This window comes from Nocardia fusca NBRC 14340 (genome assembly GCF_001618425.1).
Taxonomy (GTDB): Bacteria; Actinomycetota; Actinomycetes; order Mycobacteriales; family Mycobacteriaceae; genus Nocardia; species Nocardia fusca.
Map to the genome: position 1 here is coordinate 255,534 of NZ_BDCU01000030.1, position 20,771 is coordinate 276,304.

The 20,771-nt window shown below is 70.9% G+C and carries 14 protein-coding genes; 8 read left to right on the top strand and 6 right to left on the bottom strand.

Annotation, left to right across the window (positions count from 1 at the left end; all coding sequences use genetic code 11):
* Window positions 1-138: 138 nt before the first annotated feature.
* Window positions 139-840 (top strand): TetR/AcrR family transcriptional regulator, encoded by a 702-nt coding sequence (locus NF4_RS20125; RefSeq protein WP_063128882.1) that lies wholly within the window; start codon window positions 139-141, stop codon window positions 838-840.
* On the opposite strand, the gene recD is transcribed toward NF4_RS20125, so the two are convergent.
* From recD to recC, 3 genes are read right to left on the bottom strand one after another with little or no spacing between them, the layout of a single operon-like run.
* Window positions 837-2,777, bottom strand: a complete 1,941-nt coding sequence (recD, locus tag NF4_RS20130) for an exodeoxyribonuclease V subunit alpha (RefSeq protein WP_063128883.1) — start codon at window positions 2,775-2,777, stop codon at window positions 837-839. The genes NF4_RS20125 and recD overlap by 4 nt on opposite strands.
* Entirely contained in the window at window positions 2,774-6,133 is a 3,360-nt protein-coding gene (locus NF4_RS20135; RefSeq protein WP_063128884.1) for a UvrD-helicase domain-containing protein, read from the bottom strand. The genes recD and NF4_RS20135 overlap by 4 nt, the downstream gene beginning before the upstream one ends.
* Window positions 6,134-6,170: 37 nt before the next feature.
* Window positions 6,171-9,596 (bottom strand): exodeoxyribonuclease V subunit gamma, encoded by a 3,426-nt coding sequence (gene recC / locus NF4_RS20140; protein WP_063128963.1) that lies wholly within the window; start codon window positions 9,594-9,596, stop codon window positions 6,171-6,173.
* 323 nt (window positions 9,597-9,919) lie between these two features.
* On the opposite strand from recC, the gene NF4_RS20145 reads away from it, so the two are divergent.
* Both NF4_RS20145 and NF4_RS20150 read left to right on the top strand, forming a co-directional pair.
* Window positions 9,920-10,132: a hypothetical protein gene (locus NF4_RS20145; RefSeq protein WP_063128885.1), complete on the top strand. Its 213-nt coding sequence runs from the start codon at window positions 9,920-9,922 to the stop codon at window positions 10,130-10,132.
* Between the two features lie 78 nt (window positions 10,133-10,210).
* Window positions 10,211-11,089 carry a serine hydrolase gene (locus tag NF4_RS20150; RefSeq protein WP_232330570.1) on the top strand — a complete coding sequence of 293 codons (879 nt, stop codon included), beginning with the start codon at window positions 10,211-10,213 and terminating at the stop codon, window positions 11,087-11,089.
* A 70-nt stretch (window positions 11,090-11,159) separates the two neighbouring features.
* Here the strand turns inward: NF4_RS20150 and NF4_RS20155 are convergent, their stop codons facing one another.
* A complete protein-coding gene (locus tag NF4_RS20155; protein WP_063128886.1) occupies window positions 11,160-12,644 on the bottom strand; it encodes a cytochrome P450 in 1,485 nt (494 codons plus the stop codon).
* A 252-nt stretch (window positions 12,645-12,896) separates the two neighbouring features.
* Between NF4_RS20155 and NF4_RS20160 the strand changes: the two genes are divergently transcribed.
* The 3 genes from NF4_RS20160 (at window position 12,897) to NF4_RS20170 (ending at window position 16,517) form a co-directional block, all read left to right on the top strand.
* Window positions 12,897-14,375, top strand: a complete 1,479-nt coding sequence (locus NF4_RS20160) for an NAD(P)/FAD-dependent oxidoreductase (protein ID WP_084533267.1) — start codon at window positions 12,897-12,899, stop codon at window positions 14,373-14,375.
* A gap of 77 nt (window positions 14,376-14,452) precedes the next feature.
* The gene (locus tag NF4_RS20165; protein WP_063128887.1) at window positions 14,453-15,334 is read left to right on the top strand and encodes a hypothetical protein; all 882 of its coding nucleotides are present in this window, start codon (window positions 14,453-14,455) and stop codon (window positions 15,332-15,334) included.
* Window positions 15,335-15,635: 301 nt separating this feature from the next.
* Complete coding sequence (locus NF4_RS20170) at window positions 15,636-16,517, top strand: DUF4564 domain-containing protein (protein ID WP_063128888.1); 882 nt, start codon at window positions 15,636-15,638, stop codon at window positions 16,515-16,517.
* Window positions 16,518-16,555: 38 nt separating this feature from the next.
* Here the strand turns inward: NF4_RS20170 and NF4_RS20175 are convergent, their stop codons facing one another.
* Window positions 16,556-18,055 carry an MFS transporter gene (locus NF4_RS20175; RefSeq protein ID WP_063128889.1) on the bottom strand — a complete coding sequence of 500 codons (1,500 nt, stop codon included), beginning with the start codon at window positions 18,053-18,055 and terminating at the stop codon, window positions 16,556-16,558.
* 140 nt (window positions 18,056-18,195) lie between these two features.
* On the opposite strand from NF4_RS20175, the gene NF4_RS20180 reads away from it, so the two are divergent.
* Both NF4_RS20180 and ku read left to right on the top strand, forming a co-directional pair.
* Window positions 18,196-19,302, top strand: coding sequence for a lycopene cyclase family protein (locus NF4_RS20180; RefSeq protein ID WP_063128890.1), 1,107 nt, complete (start codon window positions 18,196-18,198; stop codon window positions 19,300-19,302).
* Window positions 19,302-20,213, top strand: coding sequence for a non-homologous end joining protein Ku (gene ku / locus NF4_RS20185; protein WP_063128891.1), 912 nt, complete (start codon window positions 19,302-19,304; stop codon window positions 20,211-20,213). The genes NF4_RS20180 and ku overlap by 1 nt, the downstream gene beginning before the upstream one ends.
* A 6-nt stretch (window positions 20,214-20,219) precedes the next feature.
* Here the strand turns inward: ku and NF4_RS20190 are convergent, their stop codons facing one another.
* Window positions 20,220-20,717: a GNAT family N-acetyltransferase gene (locus tag NF4_RS20190; RefSeq protein ID WP_063128892.1), complete on the bottom strand. Its 498-nt coding sequence runs from the start codon at window positions 20,715-20,717 to the stop codon at window positions 20,220-20,222.
* Window positions 20,718-20,771: the final 54 nt, after the last annotated feature.

A 20,771-nucleotide genomic window follows, 5' to 3' on the forward strand; every position in this document is an offset into this window, starting at 1 on the left:
CCACAGCGGAAATGATTAATTGAACAGTGGTGTTAGGGTAATCATCGTGCCGTATGCCGTGTCAAGGGCTCCGTTCCGTGCAACAGTCCGGAACCACCGGAGGCTGTGGGATTTCACAGACCCGCCGGAGGCCGCGTCGTGAGCGCCTCGGACACCGAACGGACACCGCGGCGCGGCCGGCCACCGCAGACGCCGGAACAGGCCGACCAGGTGCGCGCCCGGATCGTGCGGGCCACCGCCGAGGTGTTCACCCGCAACGGCTCCCGCGGGTCGAGCGTCGCGCAGATCATCGCGCAGGCGGGACTGTCGCGCCCGACCTTCTACCGCTACTTCGCCAACGCCACCGAACCGCTCAACGCGGTCCTCGATGTCTCCAACGCCGAACTCGTCGGCGGGATAGGGGCCGCCCTCGAGGCGACCGGCGAAGGCGTCGATCTCGGGATCCGGCTCATCGACGCCTACCTCGACTGGGCGCGCGGGCACGGCCCCATGCTGCGGCCGCTGTTCGCCGAGCTCCACGACCCGGGGTCACCGGTGTCGGAGTACCGCAACAACGCGCTGGACGGCATCCGCGCGATCGTCCGCACCAAGTTCACCGAACTGGGCCGCCCGGTTCCCACGCCCCTCGATCTCGACGCGGCGCTCCATGTATGCGAATACGTGGTCTACCGGATATCGGCCGCCGCCGAACCGGGCAGCGAACCCGACCCGGACACCGTGGCCGCGGCCCGGCTGACCATGATCCGCGTGGTACTCGCCACCCTCGGCAACACCGACGATATGCACTACGCGATGAGCCTGCCCGGAATCTTCCCGGCGGCGCCGGCGGACTCCCCCTAGAGCCCCGGGCCGGGCACCGCGCTCACGTCATCCGGGCCGAGGCCGCTGGCGCGCAGGACGTGCCGGTCGATCGCCGCGCGAATGGCCTCCTCGGTACCCAGAATGCGTACGTGCCGGCGGGCGCGGGTGATCGCGGTATAGAGGAGTTCCCGGGTGAGCAGACTCGAACCCGGTTCCGGCAGGACGATGGTCACCGCATCGTATTGGCTGCCCTGGCTGCGATGGATGGTCATGGCGAAGACCGTGACGACGGCGGGGAACTGGGTGGGATGGACCAGGAACGGCTGGTCCCCGCGCTGCAACGCCACCCGCAGCGACCCGTCCGGGCGGCACACCACCACTCCGGTGTCCCCGTTGTAGATCCGGGCCTCGTGGTCGTTGGCGGTCACCAGCAGGGGCTGGCCCGGATACCAGGTGCCGTACCGGTTCTCGGGGCCCGAACCCGCCGCCGCGGCCCATTCGGCGGCGGTGCGGTCCCACTGTTCGACTCCGTACGGACCGCGGCGGTGGGCGCACAGCAGCCGATGCGATTCGAAGGCGGCGAGCGCGGCCGCCGCGTCACCGGCGCGGGCGGCGGTGCTGACCTGCTGCGCGGTGGTGACGACATCCGCTCGGATGGCGGCGATCTCGTCCGGACCGGCCAGCTCGAGCATATCGCCGCCGGCCCGCAGCAATTCCAGCGCGGACTCGGTATCGCCGGCCCGGACGGCGACGGCGAGATCGGCGATCCGGCCGCCGAACCGGCGGCCCCGGGTCAACCGGACGATACCGCCGCGCAACCGGTCCCGTTCCGTTTCGGTGAGCGCCTCGGCATCGGGCGGGTCGGCGTCCGTGGTCCCGGCCGTCCGGGCCGCCGCGAGTTCGCCGCCGAGTATCTCCTCGAACGACGGGTCGAGGGTCCCGGGAAACGGAGCGGCCACCATATCGGCGAGCACCGCGCCCGCGTCCACCGAGGCGAGCTGATCCGGATCGCCGGCCAGCACGAGCCGGGTATCGGGCCGCAGCGCCGCCAGCAGCCTGCTCATCATGGTCAGCGAGACCATGGACGTCTCGTCCACGACCACCACGTCGTAGGGCAGCCGATTGTGTTCGTGATAGCGGAACCGGGTGGTACGGCCACGTTGCCAGCCGAGCAGCCGGTGCAGGGTGGCGGCGGACAACTCGGGCAGACCCAGGGCGGGCGCCTGGTCCCGGACGGCCTCCTGCAGCCGGGCGGCCGCCTTCCCGGTGGGCGCGGCCAGCGCGATCCGCGGCGGCGCGGCGCCCGCGGGACCGGCGGCGTGCTGGGCGACGAGCAACGCGAGGATTCGGGCGATGGTGTGCGTTTTGCCCGTACCGGGTCCACCGGCGACGACCGTGGTCCAGTGGGTGGCGGCGAGCGCGGCGGCGATGCGCTGCCGGTCCACGACGCCGGCCGGCGGGCCGAACAACCGGTCCAGTTCGCGGCGCACCACCGCGGGATCGGTGCCCGGATGGTCGGCGGCGCGGGCGGTGAGCACCCGGCGGATGATCTGCTCCTGCTGGTAGTACCGATCCAGGTAGAGCAACGGGCCCATACCCGCACCGGACGGCTCGGTGAGCCGCAGCGGACGCAGCGGACCGGCCGGACCGCCCAGCACCAGCGGGCTCTCCCGCAATGCCTCGACGACTCGTGCCTCCTCGGGCCACGGCAGATCCGCGGGCGCGACCAGTAGCTCCGCCCGTTCCTCGTCGGCGTCCACACCGATATCCCGCATCCGGGTGAGGTCCAGGCACACCGACCCCGACCGCACGGCGCGCACCGCCAGCGCGGCGGCGAACAGGACCAGTTCCCGGTCCTCCCCGCCGAACCTGCCCAGCCGTTCGGCCACATGCACATCGGCCGCCGAGAGCACCCCGGCCTCGTTGAACTCGCGCAGGATCCCGGTCCCCCGCTGCGCCACCCGGATGGGGATCACACCGCACCTCCGGCGAGTAGGTCCGACAGGGCGACGATCAGGCCGGGCGGCGGCGTCCAGTCGAAAACCCCGGCGCCCTCGGGGGTCTCGGGCCCGATCATGCCGCGCACGAAAAGATAGCGGATACCGCCGAGGTGAACCGCGGGATCGTAACCGGACAGCCGCCAGCGCAGGTACCGGTGCAGCGCGACCGAGTACAGCAGTGCCTGCAGCGGATAGTGGGAGCGGACCATCTCCGCGGCCATCCGGTCACGGGTGTAATGAGCGACGGTGAGGTCGCCGGTGCCCAGCCGGTTCGTCTTGTAGTCGACGATGACGTAACGCTGGTCCGGGGTGCGCAGTACCGCGTCGATACTGCCGGTGAGATATCCGCGTAACGGTACGTCCTCGAGGGTGTCGAGTTCGTCGGCGTAGGCGTGGAAATCGTCGCCGGGGTCCAGGTGCGCGCGCACGGTGGCGGCGATGCGGACCAGTGTGGCGGCCCCACCGGACGGGACGTCACCGCCGGCGAGCGGCAGTTCGAATTCGAGCTCGCACAACCGGTCCCGGCCCGGGATATCGGCGAGGGCGCCGAAACCGATCGGGGTACGCAGGACCTCCACCAGGGCCGCGGTCAGCAGTTCCGGATCGGCGGTGGAGAGCATCTCACCGATCGCTTCGGCGCACCGCGCGCGTACCTCGGCGGCCAGATCCGGGGCTTCGGTGTCGACATGCTCGAGCACCCCGTGCACCAGGGTGCCGAATTCGGCGCCGTAGGGCAGGTCGTTCATGAGCGACGGTGGGCCGGGTTCGGGTGCGGCCGACGGGGCCGGAGCCTCGGGCTCGTCGCCGACACCAGGGGCGTCCACCGGTCCGGACTCCGGGGCCGGCGGATGGGCGGCCGCGGTGAGTGCCGAATACGAGGTGCGCCGCCAGTGCTCGTCGATCTCCCGATCGAAGACGGCGACGGCCACCGCACCGGACAGGGCATCGTCCGGCGGCCGATAGACCGGTGGGTCGGCGGCGGGGTCGGCGGCGGTCACCGAGATCGACTCACCCGCCCCGGCCGCCCAGGCCCGGAGCCGGTCGACCACCGCGGCGTCCTCGGCGACCGCGGCCCGCGCACTCGGTGGCGCCGCCCCGGGAGCCCGGCCGAACAGCAACCGGTGCAGCGGTGCGGCCGCGGTGCCGAACGAGGGCGCCCACCAGGCGACCACCTGGCAGCACGCCCTGGTCAGGGCCACATAGCACAGGCGCAGTTCCTCACCCGCGGATTCGCTGTCGGCGCGCTCCTTGCGCGCCGCGTACCCGGGGGCATCCGGCCCACCGATATCCAGCACCCGCACGCCGTCCTCGTGCATCAGCAGGGTGGCGGGCTTGGGATCGGCGGAACTGTCCCAGGCGAAAGGGAGATAGACGACCGGGAATTCGAGCCCCTTGCTGGCATGCACGGTCGCGATCTGCACGGCCGCGATATCCCGGTCGAGCCGGCGGCTGCGGCCCGGCACCGATCCCGACGCGGGATCGCGGACCCGGTCGGCCAGCCACCGGGTGAGTGCGGTGAGACCGAGGCCCTCGGTCGCCGAGATCTCGTCGAGCAGCTGGGCGAGATGCCGGATATCGGTGAGCCGGCGTTCGCCGTGTTCGACAGCGAGCAAGCGCGGCGCCAGCCGGGTCCCGGTGGCCAGTTCGTCGAACACCGCGGCGAAACCGGCCCGGGCGAACAGCCGGGCCGCATCCCGCAGCTCGGCACTGACCCGGCCCACCAGATCCGCTCCCCCGCTATCGATCTCGGCGGCGGCGTACCCGAACAGCGGGGTGAGCGCGGCCAGCCGGACCCGGTCCGCGCGATGCGGCTGTTCCAGCGCGCGCAACACCCACAGCCAGTCGGTGGCACTGCGGGTCGCGAAAATACTGCTACCACCGGCCAGGACCACCGGAACACCGGCACGTTCCAGCGCGGCCCGCACGACCTCGAGCTGGGTATGGGTGCGCACCAGCACCGCGATATCACCGGGGCCCACCGCCCGTTCCCCAGTGCCGCCGGCCGCGGCGTCCGGGGCCGCCCGCACGACCCGGGCACCCGGCGAATCCGTCACGACCGTCCCGGATTCGAGAAGGGCGACGATATCGGCCGCCACATCGGCCGCCACCCGGGCCCGCTGCCGGTGGATGTTCGGGAACCCGGAAGCGCCGCGCGGGCCCGCGCCGGTCCGCGGCAGGCACCGCAGTCGCAGCGGGGTGGTCAGCTCGGTGGGGCCGCGCAACCGGCTCCACGGCTGGGTGGGCATGACGGCAGGCACCACGATCTCGTCGTGGCCCAGTGCCGCTCCGCCCAGCAGATGTTCGAGCGCGGCGAGCAGCCCCGCGTCGCTGCGCCGGTTGGTGGTGAGTTCGCGGCGCGCGGTGGCATGGCCGACCGCGTCCAGATAGCTCAGCACCTCGGCGCCCCGGAACGCGTAGATCGCCTGTTTCGGGTCGCCCACCAGGACGAGCGGGGTGTGGCCGTGGAAGGCCCGGCGCAGGATCTCCCACTGCAGCGGATCGGTGTCCTGGAACTCGTCGACGAGCACCACCTGGTAGCGGTCCCGGATACGCCGGCACGCGGCCGGACCGCGCGCCGGGTCGGCGAGAATATCGCGCAGCAACACCAGCAGATCGTCGAAGTCCCGTAACCCCGCCAGTCGTTTCCGGCGTTCGGTTTCGGCACGGACCGCGGCCGCGAAGGCTACCCGCTGCGCCGACGCCTCGTCGGTATCGGGCGCGAGCCGGGCCTGCCGGTCGCGCACCGCCGCGAGCGCGAACCGCTGAGCCTGTTTCACCGAGAACGGCGCCGCGGCCCGGGCGAAGCGGTTCAGGTACAGATCGTCGACGACGGTGCGGATGAGGTCGTCGGCCTCCTCCACCAGGCGCGCGCCCGGCTCGAGGTCACCGGCCAGGCCGAGTTCGGCCAGCATGCGCTGGCAGAAGCTGTGGGTGGTGGCGATGACGCCGGCATCGAAATCCGAGAGCGCGGCGCGCAGCCGGGTCCGGCGCGCGCGGACCTCCTCCGGTTCCGCGTCGGCCAGGTGGCGGATCAAGTCATCGGAGGCGGTCCGGGCGGCTTCGGGATCGGCGAGCGCGGCAGCCACGGCGACGAACCGGTCGCGGGTGCGCATCCGCAGTTCCTGGGTCGCCGCGCGGCTGAAGGTGACCAGGAGCAGCCGCGAGATGTCCACACCGGCTTCGGCGACATAGCGGACGGCGAGGCCGACGATGGCGTAGGTCTTGCCGGTACCGGCGCTCGCCTCGAGGACGGTGGTGCCGTGCGGCAGCGTGCCGCAGAGCTCGAACGCATTGCCGGGCTCGGCCGGTGGGGCGGGCGCGGTCGTGGTCACAGCTGCTCCGTTTCACGGCTCCGGGCGGCTCCGGCGATCACGGCGCCCCCTGCTGTTCGGCGCGCAGCAGCGGCACCCACAGGCGGCGGGCGATCGACCCGAAACGGGTGTTCTCGATCGGTTCCCCGGCTGGTGCGGGGGCGGTGGTGAGGTCGCGCAGGTCCGGTGCCGGACCCCAGACGTACCGCAGATTCCGGTCGGTGTGCTCGGCGAAATCCCTGGTCTTGTCCCCGCCGCCGAACTCGCGGTCGGCGGCGGCGATCGCCTCCTCCGGAGGCAGCCGCCGGTACCGCGCCTCCGCGTAGGCCGCGGTGGTGGCCGTGGAGATGGGCAACGGTTCGGTGAGACCGGCATCGCGCAACGCGACCAGGGTGCGCAGTATCGTCGTCGCCTCGGCCGCGCCGGGCGCGGTGAGTTCGGCCCGCCAGGCCGGGGTCGGGAAGCGCCCCCGGCCGGTGACCGCCGCCCGCCACGACCGTTCGTCGGTGACCGCCAGCGCCAGCAGCGACACCCACGCCGTGAGCCGGTGTTTGGGCGCGACCCGCGAATACGTGGTGCGCACCAGCAGCTCCCCGCGCACCTCGGCGACCGTGCCGGTGAGGCGGCGCCCGTCGCCGAGATCGAACGAGATATCGATATCGCGCGGCGGTTGTGTGTAGTCGGGACCGGCGGCCCGGACCAGGGTTTCGACGGTCCGCTCCACCTCGTTCAGCACGGCGCGGCCGAGTTCGGCGGGCGGCAGGATCCCGCGCCGCCATTCCGCGGCCCGCAGTTCGGCCGGGTCGGCGCCGGCCAGGCGCGCGGCGAGCATCCGCTCACCCAGCGCCCAGGTCTCGAGTCCACCGAACTCGATGGGCAGCCGGTCGGCGATCTCGTCGTCCTGGTCGGGGACCCGCACACCGAGGCGCTGCCACAGGAAACCGCGCACGGGGTGTTCCAGGAAAGAGATCAGCTCCGCCAGCCCGATCTCGGTGGTCTCGGCACCGGGCAGGGTGCGGGTGAGCAGTTCCGGTGGCGCGGTGGGTGCCGCGCCCGCCGCCCGGGCACCCGCGAAGGCGACACTGTCGAAACTGAACGGCCGCTCGGCGGCGAAATTGCGCGGATCGTGCGCCTGCAGTGGATGACGGGTGAGCACCTCGGCCATTCCGGCGGCACCGACGTGGGCACGCAGCACATCGAGGAGTTCGGCGACCGGCACGGCGGGCGGCCGGTAGGCACCGGTGACGGGATCGGCGCCGGTGTGCACGACCACCAGGGTGTCGCGTGCGGCGGTGATCGCGTCCAGCAGCAGCTGCCGGTCTTCGGAGCGCGGATCACGTTCGCCCAGTAGCGGGTCGCGCGCCGGCACCTCGTCACCGTCGATGCCCGCACCGCGCGGGAAGATCTCGTCGTCCACGCCCAGCAGCACCACCACCCGGTGCGGCACCGAGCGCATCGGGGACAGGCCGCACACGGTGAGCTCGCCGGTGCGGAAGTTCGACCGGGCCGGGGCGGAGGCGAGGCGCTCCTGCAGCAGACCGGTGAGATCGGCCAGCCGCAGCTCGACATCACCGGCGTGGGCGGTGGCGGCCGTCAACTCCCGGCGCGCCTCGGTACGGACCCACGCCTGCGACTCCGGTACATCGGTCAGCAGATCCAGGGCCCGGTCCAGCACCGCGGTCCACTGCGCCGCCGGTCCGGGCCCCTGCAGATCCCGCAACACCGAGGCCAGCCGGTCGACGTATTCGGCGAACCGGCCGGCCAGGTCGATATCGTTGCTGTCCACATCGTCGAGCGGCAGCACCCGGTCCAGCCAGCTCCCGGAGGTCTCGTCCGCGGTGACCCCGAGCAGGATGCGGTCCACCGCCGCGTTCACCGTGTTCTGCTCGAAATCACCGAGACCGAAGGCCTGCCGCTGCCGTCGGCCGATGCCCCACCGTGCGCCGGCCTCGACCGCCCATTCCCGCAACCGCTCGAGATCATCGTCGTCGAAACCGCAGGCGCGGCGCACCGGTTCACCGGCGGCCAGGTCCAGCACCTCGGTGACGGTGACCCTGCTGCGGGCCAGTTCCAGCAGTGTCGCCACCACGCCGAGCAGCGGGTTGGTGACCGCCCGGCCGCGGTCGGCGAGGCGCACCCGCAACCGATGGCCCGGATGTCCGGAATCGGCACGGGTTTCCGTGCCCGCCGGACCGGGATGCCCGAACGCGGCGCGCAGCAGCGGAGCGAATGTCTCGACCTCCGGGCACATGATCAGCACATCGCGGGGTTCGAGTGTCGGGTCGGCGGCGAAGAGGCCGAGCAGGCACTCCCGGAGTACTTCCACCTGCCGGACCGGGCCGTGGCACGCGTGCACCTGCACGCTGCCGTCCGCCCCGGAGTCCCCGGGGACGGGCGGCCACCGGTCGTCACGCAGGTGCCGCTGAACGTGTTCGAGCAGGGTCGCGGGCGGCTCGTCCCGGCCCGCAGCGCCGTCCGCGTGCGCTGCCGGGGCACCGGCTCGGATCTGCGCGCCCGCCGGGTCCGGATACCGCACATCGGTGGCGGCCGTGGGCAGGCGCAACTGGAGTTCCCGGATATCCCGGCTCAGGCTCGCCAGCAGGGGGTGCCGGACCCGGGTGACCGAATCGTCGCGTGCCCGTTGCGATTGCGGATCCGTGCCGGCCAGCGCGTCCCACATGGCCGGGCTGGGATGCGCCAGCCACAGATGTAGCTCGCGGTGCTCGGCGACGGCGGTGAGTACCGCCAGGTGCGCGGCGGGCAGCCGGGTGGCGCCGAAGACCGACAAGCGCGGCGGTAGCTCCACCGCCCCCGGATCGGCCCGCAGTCGCGTGCAGGTGGTGTGCAGCCGTTCGGCCGGATCGGGCGCGCCGACCGCCTCGCGCAGCCGCCGCCACAGCGCCGGCTGCCAGCTCAGATCGTCGGGCAGGGGCCGGCCGGTGCCGTCGGTATCGTCGCCGCGCGACCATTCGGTGATCAGGGTCGGTCGCGCAACGGTGTAGCTCTCGAACAGCGCGGCCAGCCGGGCAGCGGTCGCGTACCGGCGGCCGCGCCGGTGCTCGGGGCCGGCGGCGGGCACGGCCTCGGCGAGCACCGGATCACCGGCGTCCAGTCCGAGATGGCGGGCGAGTACGGCGCACCACGGTTCGCGCACCGATTCGTCGATCACCCGCAGCAGCGTCCATACCACCCGGTCGGGCGACCACGGGTCCTCGTGCGGACCGAAACCGCTGATCGCGGACGATATCTCCTCGACCAGTGCGGCCGGGGCGGGGAACCGGATATTGGCCGCGACACCGTCACCGGAGGCCGCCGAGGCCCCCAGCACGCCCGAGAGTTGCTGTGTCAGCCAGCGTTCCACGCCCTTGGCGGGCACCGCGACCACCTCGGCGGCGAACGGATCGGGCAGCGGCTCGGCAAGCAGCCCGGCCAGCGCGGCGACCAGCGTATCCGCGCGTTCGGCACGGTGGATGTGCAGCGCCATCTCCGCCCTTCCGCTCGGTGCGATCACCATCCTTCGTCACGTCCGCATTGCTCGGGCGGGCGTATCGTCCACCCGTTTATACGCCCGCCGTCCGACACCGCTCGCCAAGACCCCACGAGGGAGCGGACAACCCCGGGACAGGGGATCATCCCCGAATGTCCCTGGCGCCAACAGCTTCTACCGGATAACGGTAGCCGGCGCACAGTGATTTAGCGCACATGAGTCACCGACACGCGGTCGTATGGCCGCGATCTCGCGGACGCGCTGTGTCACAGTGCAACCCCGGGAGGAACGGTTACCGCACGAAAGGCTGGTTCGCGACGATGAAAGCGCTGGTTGTGCCCCTGATACCGAAGGACGGATTCACCGTCCGCCGGTCCGGTGACCGGTGGGAGCTCGTCAACTCCCGGCACTACGGACGCACCGTCGTCCTGCACTCGTGGCCGCGCGAGGAACACACCGAAGCATTCGAGCACTGCTATCGCCTCAACGGCCGCGCCGCCGCCGCACTGAAGGCCACCGCGCCGGTCCGCTAGCGGACCAGGGGAAGCGGGTCCGCCGGCGGTCCGGGGAAAACGTGCGCGCAGAGCGCCGATATGACAAGGTGTTTCCTCGTGCGTTACCCCCTGCTCACCGGTGCGGCTCCCCGCGTGGCCGCACCCGCCACTGTCCTGGCCGCCGCGGCGATCCTGTTCGCCGGTGTGCCCGCCGGCCTGCCCTCGGCCGATGCCGTACCGCACGCCCATACCCAGGGTTGCGCGAACGGCTTCGACTGCGATCTGGCCGCCCGAATCGAATCCGTCAATGCGTATCTGGACTCCCGCCCCGGCGTCACCGGCTACGTCGTCCGTGACCGCCAGACCGGCGCGGTCTACGCCAGCCCGCATGCCGAGGACATGGTGTTCACCGCGTCCACCATCAAACTGGCCATCGCCTCGGATCTACTCAACCGCGCCCGGGTCGGGGCCATCGCCCTTCCGCCGGAGGATCGTCAGCTCCTGGAGCAGATGATGTCCACCTCCAACGACCAGGCCACCGACCTGCTGTGGAACAAGTACTCCGGTCTCGACGGCCAGGCGTTCAACAATGCGTTCCGCGCGAACGGGATGACCAGCCTCCGGCCCGAGCCGTCGCCCAACGGGCGCCCGAACTGGGGTTTTCAGAAGACCACCGCGGCCGATCTGGACCGGCTCATGTCCAATGTGCTGGACCGGATGCACCCCGACGATCGCGGCTACCTGCTCGACCTGATGCGCCGGGTCGATTCCAACCAGCACTGGGGTGTGTGGGGCGCCGGCTCGGCCATGCGGCCGGGCCTGAAGAACGGCTGGTCGGAGGAACAGGGCGGCTGGGTGGTGAACTCGGTCGGTTTCGCCGGGCCGGGTGAGCGCTACACGCTCGCGATCATGACCGCGATGAACGGTGAGGGCGGCTACCAGGAAGGCGCCGAAACCGATACGACGATCGCCGAAAAACTGCTGGCCGGACGCTGATCACCGCGACCGGCACATTCCGGGCCCCCGTTGCGCAACGGGGGCCCGGAGTCGTTTCGCACGCGATGTCTCAGTTGAGCCGGCGCAACCGCATCGGGGCATCGTCGCGCGGGAACGGGATGGTGGTGAAGCCCCATGGCATCCGATAGGTGTCCGGGAAGCTCCACTCGTAATCGCGGACGAGCGCCGAGATGATCGTCTTGACCTCGAAGGTGCCGAAATGCATCCCGATGCACTTGTGCGAACCGGCACCGAACGGCATCCAGGCCAGCCGGTGCGATTTGTCCTCGCGCCGCTCCTCGGAGAACCGTAACGGATCGAAGACCTCGGGGTCGGTCCACAACTCCTCGAGCAGATGGTTCACCTGGTAACCGAGGTCCACCGGAGTACCGGCGGGGATGTAGTGGCCGAGGATCTCGGTATCGCGGACCGCGCGGCGCACCATCCCCGGTACCGGCGGCATGAGGCGCAGACTCTCCTTCACCACGAGATCCAGCGTGCGCAAGGTGTCCAGATCGGCGATCGTCGGAGACTGGTTGTCCAGATCCAGCGCCCGCACCTCCGCGCGCACCTGCTGCTGCCATTCCGGGTGTTTGCCCAGGTAGTAGGCCACGGCCGTAGCGGTGGTCGTGGTCGTATCGTGCGCGGCCATGATCAGGAAGATCATATGGTTGACCACATCGGCGTCACTGAACACCGAGCCGTCCTCGGCCCGCGCATGACACAGGCCCGAGAAGAAATCCGGGGCGTCGCTGCGCCGTTTCTCCGGCACCATCGCGGTGAAGTACTCCTCGAGTACGGCCCGGCCGCGCAACCCCGCGCGCCATTTCCCACCGGGCACGTTGTGGCGCATCAAGGCCAGCCCGGCGTGGGTGCAGGCGACGAAGGCGTCGGTGAGATCCTTGCGCTGGTCACCGACCTCGACCGCCATGAAGGTCTCCCCCGCGATATCGAGGGCCAGCTCCTTGATCGCCGGGAACAGTTGCACGGTCCGGCTCGCATCCTTACCTTCCGGCACCCAGCGGCCGATACTGGCGCGCACCACCGGGGTCAGCTCGGCGAGATGGGCCTCCAGCCGTTCCCGGGTGAACGCCTGCTGCATGATCCGGCGATGGAACATGTGCTCGTCGAATTCGAGCAGCAGCAGCCCGCGACGGAAGAAGGGCCCGATGAAGTAGTCCCAGCCCTGCCCGAAATCGCGACGGCGCCGGCCGACCACCTCGTCGATGGCGTCGGGCCCGGCGGCGAACACCCGGTCCATCCCCATGGAACTGTTGATGTTCACCGGCCCGAAGCGGCGGTACTTGTCCAGCAGTTCGGCCGGACCCCAGCGCATGTAGTGGAACGTGCGCCCCACATACGGCAGGCCCGCATCGCCGCGTACGGCCACCGTGTCACTACCGCGGGGCGGGGTGGCCAGCGTCCGCTGCCGATCCGGCACTGTCAACAGCAGCCGGTCGACCATACTTCGGTGCGGGATCTCGATGAGCGCCGAATTCTCGGTATCGGTGCGCGCACGCGCGCGATGCGCGGCGACACGGTCGACGGTGACCATGGCGAAACCTCCTGAGAGACAGCACCCATCGTATTGTCTTTGTTGCAACGGCTCAGCCCAATCCACCGAATCGGTATCATCCGGCCTCCCGCCGAGACCCCGTCGCAATGGCTATCGTGGTGAGCTGCCGCACCACCGCGAGTGAACAACGGGCGTCTGACTGTGTCGTATCCGGGTACTGCTACTACCGTGTGCGTTGTCAGGAAATGATCACCAGGGCAGCACCGGGCCCACCGCCGGCGAGGAGCGACCATGAGCACGCAACCTGTTGGGAACGGCCGGCACCGCGTCGTCGTCATCGGATCGGGTTTCGGCGGCCTGTTCGGCACCAAACATCTCAAACGCGCCGACGTCGACGTCACCCTCATCTCCAAAACCACCACCCACCTCTTCCAGCCGCTGCTCTACCAGGTCGCGACCGGCATCCTGTCGGTCGGCGAGATCGCGCCGGCGACCCGGCTCGTGCTGCGCAAACAGAAGAACGCCCGGGTGCTGCTGGGCGAGGTCACCGAGATCGACCTGGAGAAACGCACCGTCACCTCGGTGCTGCTCGGCGAATCGACGGTGACCCCCTACGACAGCCTCATCGTGGCCACCGGGGCACAGCAGTCGTATTTCGGCAACGACCAGTTCGCCACCTTCGCGCCGGGTATGAAGACCATCGACGACGCCCTGGAACTGCGCGGCCGCATCCTCGGCTCGTTCGAACAGGCCGAGGTGGCACAGACCCAGGAGGAGCGCGACCGGCTGCTCACCTTCGTGGTGGTGGGCGCCGGGCCGACCGGGGTCGAACTGGCCGGGCAGATCGCCGAACTCGCCGATCGCACCTTGGAGGGCACCTTCCACAACATCGATCCCCGCGACGCCCGGGTGATCCTGGTCGAGGGCGCGGGCGCGGTACTGGGCCCGATGGGACCGAAGCTCGGCGGCAAGGCGCAGCGGCGTCTGGAATCCATGGGCGTGGAGATCCAATTGAACGCCCTGGTCACCGACGTGGACGCGCACGGGGTCACGGTGAAGGACGCCGACGGCACCAGCCGCCGCATCGAATCGGCGTGCAAGGTCTGGTCGGCCGGGGTGCAGGCCAGCCCGCTGGGCAAGATGGTCGCCGACCAGTCCGACGGTACCGAGGTCGACCGGGCCGGGCGGGTCGTGGTGGAACCCGACCTCACCGTCAAGGGGCATCCGAACGTCTTCGTCGTCGGCGACCTGATGTCGGTACCGGGCGTCCCGGGCCAGGCCCAGGGAGCCATCCAGGGCGCCACCTACGCCGCGAAACAGATCAAGGCGGAGTTGGCGGGTAAGCAGACGGCACAGGAGCGCAGGCCGTTCTCCTACTTCAACAAGGGCAGTATGGCGACGATCTCGCGCTTCAGCGCCGTCTGCCAGGTGGGCAAACTGGAGTTCGGGGGGTTCATCGCCTGGCTGGCCTGGCTCGGCCTGCACCTGTACTACCTGGTCGGCTACCGCAGCCGGATCACCACGATCTTCCAGTGGTTCGTCACCTTCCTCGGCCGCACTCGCGGCCAGATGGCGGCGACCGAGCAGTGGATCTTCGCGCGCCTGGCTTTGGAGGCGGTGTACGGCGACAGCGAAGAGGGCGAGGAGATCGTGCGCGGCGCGGCGGGTCGCCGGCCCCCGGCGCCCTCCCCCGGGACTCCGGCCGTCACCGCCGAAGCCGTCGACACCGGCACACCCGAGAAGCACGGTGGCGATCGCAAAGTCGGCTGACCGGGCTCACCTCCCCGATTCGGCGCCCTTCCGGAGCTAACATCTGGCAATCAGATCATCTCCGCAGAGAGGCGACCATGGGCAAGCACAGGACAACCGTCCGGTCCCGGCGCGCCGCCGGATCGGTCGTCGCGGCGGGAGCCGTCCCGCTCATCGCGACCCTGATCGGCGCCGGGACGGCCCACGCCGATGTTCACCCCGCTCCGCTCGCCCCATCCGCCGTTCCCGCCGCATTCCCGGCGATACCCCCGCTGCCGCCACTGCCCGCGCTGCCCGCCGGTCTGCTCCCGCCCGCACCGGATCCGGCCGTGAATCCGCTCGGCGCGGCCGTCGGCGCGGTGCACGAGGCCACCCGGTCGGTGACCGATGCCGTCACCGCGGCTACCACCCAGTTCATCCGTCCGGCGCCCGGGGCACTGCTGCCCGCGGCGCCGAGACCGGCGGTGATTCCCGGGGTCCGGCCCGTGGACGGCCATGCGGCACCCGGAGCCGCACCACCCGCAGTCGGCCCGGCCACACCGATCGAGACTCCGCCGGGCACTCTGCGGGTCGGCGATCTGGAGATGAGCCTGCCGTTCGATACGCGAGAGCTCGATGCCGGTGCCGACCGGGCCCAGGAACAGCTGACGGCCTTCCTGGACTCGTCCGGTATCGAGCGCAGCCGGGCGGACCGGGTCGCCGCCCAGGCCATGAGTTCCGGCCTGATCGGTGCCGGGATCGGCGCCGCGGTCGCGGCACCGGTGGCCATTCCGTTCGCGATGCTCGGCGCCGCCGCGGGTTTCGTGGTCGGGCTGCCCTTCCTCCCCACCGGACTCGTCATCGGACCCGTCCTCGGCGCCACCCTCGCCTACGGGGTGGTCACGGTACCGGCCGTGATCGCCGGTGCAGCGCTCGGCGCCGCATTCGGAGCGACCGACGGTTTCACCACGCAGCCGTTCGGCCCGCTGCCACCGCTGTAACCGAGCACCCACGGCGACCTCGGACCGCGCCGAACCTGCCTTCCGCCACGGCGGCGGTATGCCCATCCCGGTGTCCTCCCGGGCGGCACAGGGTCCGGATATCCCGGCCCGCACCGGTCGGCCGCCGTGATCCCCGCGTACCGGCGTCGGATCGCGGGCGAATCACCGGACAACCATTACCCCGCCACCTGAAAACCCGCGCCACCTGTTGCTGTAAGGCGGCTGAACGGGCCGGACCCATCCGCGCCGGGCTCTGGAACGAATCTCTGGCAAACCGACAAATTCCCGGAGAAAGGCGACCATGGGTAAGCACAGGGCAACCGGCCCGTCCCGGCGTGCTGCCGGCTCGGTCGTCGCGGCGGGCGCGATCCCGCTCATCGCGACACTGATCGGCGCCGGCACCGCCAATGCCGAGGTACTCCCCGCTCCACCCGCGTCATCCCCGATTCCCGCCGCGCTACCGGCGCTGCCCCCGGCCCCGATCGCGACGGTGGACCCGTTCGGCGTGGCCACCGACACCGTGCGGGAGGCGGCCCGGGTCGTGGTCCGATCGGCCACCGATACGATCACCGCGGCCACGGCACCGTTCACCCACGCCGCGCCCGCGGCTCCCGCGGTCCTGCGGCCGGCCGTGATCGCGGACCCGGTGGCGCCCGCCCCCGCCACCCGGCCGGTGCCGAATCACACCTATCTCGCACCGCAGGGGGAATTGCACGCGCCCGCGCCGGTCGCGCCGGTCGCGCCGATCGAGGCGCCGCCGGGCAAACTGCGGATCGGGAACGTCGAAATGGACGCGCCGTTCGATGTGCGCGACATCAACACCGGCGCCGCGCAGACCGAGGCGCAGCTGGCCACCTTCCTGGACTCGGTCGGCGTCGAGCGCAGCCGCTCGGACAAGATCGCCGCACAGACCCTGGGCTCGGCCGCCATCGGCGCCTCGGTGGCCAATACGCTGGCCTCCCCCCTCGCCGGCACCTCGGCCATGGTCGGCGCGGTCGCCGGCTTCATCTCGGGGATCCCGTTCCTGCCGATCGGGCTGCTCATCGGGCCGATCCTGGGCGCGGCCATCGGCTACGCGGTGATCGCCGGGCCGGCGGCCGCCGCCGGCGCGGCCATCGGAGGAGCGGTCGGCGCGGCGGACGGTTTCGCCGCCGCCCCGTACGGCACCCAGCCGGCGCAGTGATCGAAGGTGGCCGGCGGTCCACCGGCCGCCGGCCACCCTCACCGGTCGTCGGCCGGCGAACCGGCCGGGCGATCACCCCGGCCCACTACGAAGGCGACCACCCCCATCAGCAACAGCACGCCGGCGCCGGCCGCGATGGACGCGTGCGCGCCGGTGACGAACGATTCCCGCGCCGCGGCCAGCAATCCGGAATCGGCCGCGTACCGCTGGATCGTCTCCCCGAGGGTCGGCGCGAACTCACCGCCGGCGCGGAAGACCAGCGCCGCGAGCGAGCCCAGCAGGGCCAGACCCAAGGCGTTACCGAGTTCGAAACTGGTTTCGGAGATGCCGACCGCCGAACCGGCCCGTTCCGGCGGGACCGACGCCACCGCCACCTCCGAGACCAGCGTGAACACAATGCCGTAGCCGATACCGGCGATCGCCGATCCGGCCACGTACCAGCCCGCGCCGCCGTCGGCGCCGATACCGAGCACCAGCAGGTTGCCGACCGCGGCCGTCACCAGTGCCGTGACGAACGCCCACCGCACACCGAGCAGCCGGGCCACCGCCGACCCGCTCACCGAGAAGATGAACACGGTGATCGCCATGGGGATACCGAGCACGGCCGCCTGCAAGGGGTCCCGTCCGGTCACCGACTGCAACCAAATACTGCTCAGATAGCTGAGCCCGGCCAGCGACATCATCGCGGCGGTACTCGACCCGATGGCGACCGAGAACCGGGCGCGGGTGAACAGCGACAGATCGACCAGTGGGTGGGCCAGTCGCCGCTGCCGGCGCATGAACAGGGTCAGCACCGCCGCGCCGAGGAACGCGCTGACGAAGGCCTCCACATCGGGCCCGTGTTCGGCGATGTGCTTCACCGCGTACACCGCGGGCAGGATCCCGCCGATGGACAGTGCCACGCTGGGCAGATCGAGCGGTCCCAGCGCGGCGGCCCGGTGCTCGGGCAGCAGCAGCGGCGCGAACGCGAGCAGCACCAGCAGGACCGGCACATTGATCAAAAACACCGACCCCCACGCGAAGTGGTGCAACAGGACGCCGCCGATGATCGGCCCGACGGCCGAGCCCCCGGCGAAGAACGCCGTCCAGATCCCGATCGCCCGCGAACGTTGCCGCTGGTCCGGAAAGAGATCGGAGATGAGCGCGAGACTCGACGGGAGCAAGGTGGCCCCGCCGATCCCCATCAGCGCGCGGGCCGCGATGAGCACCGCCGCGCTGGGCGCGAAGGCCGCGATCGCCGAGGCGGTGCCGAACACGGTCGCGCCCGCGAGCAGGACGGTGCGGCGGCCGATCCGGTCACCCAGATTGCCCATGGTGATCAGCAGACCGGCGATGAGGAACCCATAGATGTCGAGGATCCACAACTGCTGGGCGGCGCTCGGATCGAGATCGGCGGTGAGGGTGGGCAACGCCAGGAACAACACCGACATATCCATGGACACCAGCAGCACCGGCAGCAGGAGCACGGCCAGACCGAACCAGGCACGCCGCCCGCCGCTCGTATCCGGTGCGGTCCGTGCCGCCTCCACGTTCGTCATCCATGTTCCTTCCGGGTCGTCGGTTCACCCAGTCGTAACACGCGTGACCGCGGCGACTGTTCCTGGCCACGGCGGCGCGCGGCGATGATCACCACCACCCCGGTGGGCGCGGCGCCCGGCGGCCGTGTTTCGATCCGACGGTGAGCGCCGATATCGCCATCTGCGGGCTCGGGCCGGCCGGGCGCGCGCTCGCCCACCGCTGTCTGGCCCGCGGGATGACCGTGCTCGTCGTGGACCCGAATCCCCGGCGGGTCTGGCGGGCCACCTACGCCGCCTGGTCCGACGAACTCCCCGCCTGGCTCGACGGCTCCGTCGTCGCGGCCACCGTCGCGCGACCGCGGGCGCACGGCCTGCGCGATCACAGCATCCCGCGCGCGTATTCCGTACTGGACACCGCCCGGCTCCAGCAGTCCCTCGATCTCACCGGCGCCACGGTGGTGCCGGGGCGGGCGGTGGCACTCGACCGGCGCACGGTGACTCTCGACAGCGGCCGGGTCCTGCGCGCCGGCCGGGTCGTCGACGCGCGCGGGTTACGGCGCCGGCCGGGCCGGGCCGAGCAAACCGCCTACGGCCTGAAGCTGACCCGCGACACCACGTCGGAGTCCGCACTGTTCATGGACTGGCGACCGGACAACGGTGCCGCCCCGGGCGCGACCCCCTCGTTCCTCTACGCGGTACCGCTGGGTGCCGACGCCGTGCTGTACGAGGAAACCTGCCTGGTGGGCGCACCCGCCCTCACCCAGGAGGAACTCGCGCGCCGCCTGCACCACCGGCTGCGGGCACGGCATATCGCGACGGCGGGTGACGAACCGGTCGAGCGGGTGCGCTTCCCGGTCGCCGGCGGCAGGCCCGGTGCCGGCCGCTTCGGTGCGGCGGGCGGGTATCTGCATCCCGCCACCGGCTACAGCGTCGCGGCCGCATTGGCGGCTGCCGAGTCCGTCGCCGCCGGCGGCTCGGGGTGGACCAACGCGGCGCGTGCGGTCCACCGGCTCCGGCAGGCCGGGCTGCGGGCGTTGCTGGCCCTGCCGCCGACCGAGATCCCGCGTTTCTTCGACGCGTTCTTCGACCTCGATATCGAACTGCAACGCGCCTATCTCTCGCGGCGCGACGATCCGATCGGCATGCTCACCGCCATGTCCGGGCTCTTTTTCGGGCTTCCGGCCCCCGTGCGGACCCGGCTCGCGGCGGCGACACTCGGACTGCGACCGATCTCGCTCCGGGGGTCCGGTTCGGTCATCATGGAGTGATGCGGTCAATCTGGAAAGGCTCGATCGCGTTCGGGCTGGTGAATGTCCCCGTGAAGGTCTACACCGCCACAGAGGACCACGACATCAAATTCCATCAGGTCCACGCCAAGGACGGCGGACGGATCAAATACGACCGCGTCTGCACGATATGCGGGAAATCGGTCGCATTCGCCGATATCGATAAACAATACGAATCACCTGAGGGGGAGAAAGTCGTCCTCACCGACGACGATTTCGCCAAACTGCCGGTGGCCGAGAAACACGAGATCCCGGTTCTGCAATTCGTCCCGTCGGATCAGATCGATCCGATCCTGTACGACAAGACCTACTATCTGGAACCGGATTCGAATACCCCCAAGGCCTACGTGCTGCTCGCCGCGACCCTCGAACGTATCGACCGCACCGCGCTCGTGCACTTCACGCTGCGCCAGAAGACCAGGCTCGCGGCCATGCGGGTACGGGACGGCATGCTGGTGCTGCAGACCCTGCTGTGGCCCGACGAGGTGCGCGCGGTCTCCTTCGAATCACTGGAGGAAGCCGGCACACCCCGGCCCCAGGAGATCAAGATGGCCGAGACGCTGGTCGAGTCGATGTCCGACGATTTCGACCCCGACCAGTACACCGACGAATACCAGGTCGAGTTGCAGCGCCTGCTGGACGAGGCCGTCGCCAGCGGTGACGGGAAGGCACCCGAACGCCCCGAGGCGGCCGCCGCGGAGTCCGATGCCGAGGTGGTCGATCTGGTGGCCGCGTTGCAGCGCAGCCTGGAGGCCAGCGGCGCGGGCGGGGGTACGGAATCCGCGCCCCCGAAGAAGGCGCGGAAGTCGCAGCCCAGGAAAGCGCAACCGCGCAAGACCGCGGAGCCGAAGGCCCGGAAAACCGCACAGAAGAGAACCCGCAAGGGTGCGTGAACCGGATCAGACCGCCTGGATGAGCCAGTCGAGGCGGCCTTCCGGACCCACGCTGGTGTGGTGGTAGTGGAATCCGAGCCGGTGGGCCAGCGCCGTCGCCGCGTTGTTGTCCGGGTCTATCCGCAGGACCGCCTCGTCGGCCAGATCGTGCCGGGCCAGATATCGGCACGCCAGCACGACGCTGCGGCCGGCGATGCCCCGGCCCCGCCACGGCGCGTAGATGCCGTAGGCGATATCGGCCTGTCGTTTCGCGAGGAATTCCTGTTCCATCGCCACGTCCAAGGTGCCGGCCAGCGCATGGGTCAGCGCGTCCACCACGCCGAAGGTCTTGCACGGGCCGTCCTGCGCCCACTGGTCGGCGCAGCGTTCGAAATCGGCCACGACATTCGGGGTTCCGGGGCCCGGGGCGCGACGCATCGATTCCCGGTCCTGAGCCGCCAGATGCGCGGCGGCATCGGCCACCTCGATCGGCCGTAGCCCGATCACCCCATCCGATATCAGCACGCGATCATGATCTGCACATCCCGCCGCGTTCGACAAGCCCCCGCTACGGCGCGC